Origin of the sequence: Acinetobacter sp. 1566109, assembly GCF_000582255.1 — a bacterium.
Taxonomy (GTDB): Bacteria; Pseudomonadota; Gammaproteobacteria; order Pseudomonadales; family Moraxellaceae; genus Acinetobacter; species Acinetobacter nosocomialis.
Genome location: NZ_JEYB01000137.1, coordinates 1 through 2047, shown reverse-complemented (window position 1 = coordinate 2047; position 2047 = coordinate 1). Strand labels below are relative to the sequence as shown.

Below are 2047 nucleotides of genomic sequence, written 5' to 3'. Positions count from 1 at the left end.
TGCCCAACTCTGCAGCAATATGATTGGTAGTGACAGACCGTTCGCCACGCTCATTAAAAAGCTGCAAACTGATTTGTAAAATCCGGTCTTTTGTCTTCAAAGCTTTAGGTAGAGACATTTTAATAACCTTCGTTAATTCATATGGTTAAGACTTGCACACAGAAACGAACTTGACTCTTTAGAGTATTTGCTCTAAAAAAAATAAGTATATCAGTATATTTGGTAAGTACCGATGAACAGTCAAACAAAAACAAATCCAGAGACTCAGGTTCCTTATGATGTTAAGCATTTACAAGATTTGCTTGAGCAGCAAAAGATTGCCTATTTACGTCATCCGGTACCCACTGCTAAAGAGCGTATTGATCGTTTAGCTCGTCTTAAAAAAGTCTTGGTAAAATATCAAGATCAGATTGCCGAAGCAATTAACCTTGATTATGGCAATCGTGCCATTATGGAAACCAAAATTGGTGAGTTACTTACCTGTCTTGAACAAATCAAGTATTACAGTAAGAACCTGACCGGATGGATGAAACCATCAAAACGCCATATCAGTGTATTACATCAGCCAGCAAAAGGTTGGGTACAATATCAACCAATGGGCGTAATTGGCATTATTACACCATGGAACTACCCGTTACTACTGTCTGTTGGACCACTTATTTGTGCTTTGGCTGCAGGTAACCATGCCATGATCAAAATTTCGAGTGCTTCTCCAAATTTTGGACAGGTTCTTGAAAATGCACTTTCTGAAGCCTTCCCACAAGAGCTGGTTGCGGTGGTAAATGGCGGCGGCGTAATTTCTGATGCGTTTAGTCATTTGCCTTTCGACAAAATGATTTTCACTGGCTCGACTTCTGTTGGTAAAACCGTCATGGCAGCCGCAGCTCAAAATCTGGTTCCGGTTATTCTTGAGTTGGGTGGTAAATCCCCTGCTTTGGTACATGCTTCCGTAGATATGAAAGATGTCGCACAGCGTATTGCTGTAGGTAAACTATGGAATGCAGGCCAAACTTGTGTTGCGCCAGATCATATTTTCTTGCCACGCGGAAAAACTGCCGAGTTCATTGAAAACTTTAAATTGATTGTGGCCGGAATGTACCCACATTTCCGTAACAACCAAGACTACACCTCTATTATTAATGATAAACAGTACAACCGTATTCAGGGATATCTCGAAAATGCCCGTGATCAAGGTGCGCGTATTGTTGAAATTAATCCGCAAAATGAAATTTTAGATGATGTCCGCAAAATTGCACCGACTCTAGTGACTGGTGTAACAACTGCAATGGATATTATGCAAAATGAAATTTTTGGTCCTGTTCTACCAATTTTAGAATATGACCAAATCGAAGAGGTCATTGAGTTTATCAATAGTCGCCCGCGTCCTTTAGCAATGTATTATTTTGATTATGATCAGGCACGCGCTGATTATATCTCTCAACATACTCATTCAGGGCATTTCGGAATTAACATGGTGATTACCCATGTTGCGCAAGATGACTTGCCATTTGGAGGAATCGGCGCATCAGGTATGGGTAAATACCACGGACCTGAAGGCTTTTTTGGGCTGTCACATGAACGTTCGGTCATGTCAAATCCAAAACTTTATAGCTTGAAATACATTCTTCCACCGTTCAATAAACCAATTCATCGCTTCATTTCGAAAACCTTGTTGCGTTAACTGATCAAGGCATGATCTGTTACACTAGATCATGCCTCGTTTTTACCAATTTCGCTTGTCTTTTAATCGTATTTTTGGTATAAAACGCCCCTTGAATGAATTCATCCGTTTACATTTAGTATGACTGGCCACAGATTTGCTGTTGGCTAAATCAATGGAGTTACACCATGTCTAAGGTTTGCCAAGTTACCGGCAAGCGTCCAGTCGTTGGTAACAACGTCTCACACGCCAACAACAAAACCAAGCGCCGGTTCGAGCCGAACCTGCACCACCACCGTTTCTGGTTAGAAAGCGAAAAACGTTTTGTACGTCTTCGTTTAACCACTAAAGGTATGCGTATTATTGACAAAAATACGATTAAAAGAC

General features: G+C 40.7%; 2 protein-coding genes and 1 pseudogene. 2 read left to right on the top strand and 1 reads right to left on the bottom strand.

Annotated elements, in window-relative coordinates; all coding sequences use genetic code 11:
* Positions 1-118 (bottom strand): annotated as a pseudogene (locus J582_RS26905) (TetR/AcrR family transcriptional regulator); the annotation flags it as partial.
* Between the two features lie 114 nt (positions 119-232).
* Between J582_RS26905 and J582_RS24700 the strand changes: the two are divergent.
* Both J582_RS24700 and rpmB read left to right on the top strand, forming a co-directional pair.
* A complete protein-coding gene (locus tag J582_RS24700; RefSeq protein WP_032048137.1) occupies positions 233-1681 on the top strand; it encodes a coniferyl aldehyde dehydrogenase in 1449 nt (482 codons plus the stop codon).
* Between the two features lie 167 nt (positions 1682-1848).
* The coding region (gene rpmB, locus J582_RS24695; protein WP_032048860.1) for a 50S ribosomal protein L28 at positions 1849-2047 on the top strand (199 nt) is incomplete at its 3' end.

Bases quoted from the DNA above. Each gene is read 5' to 3' on its own strand.
- J582_RS24700 (WP_032048137.1), top strand. From the start codon at position 233: ATGAACAGTCAAACAAAAACAAATCCAGAGACTCAGGTTCCTTATGAT.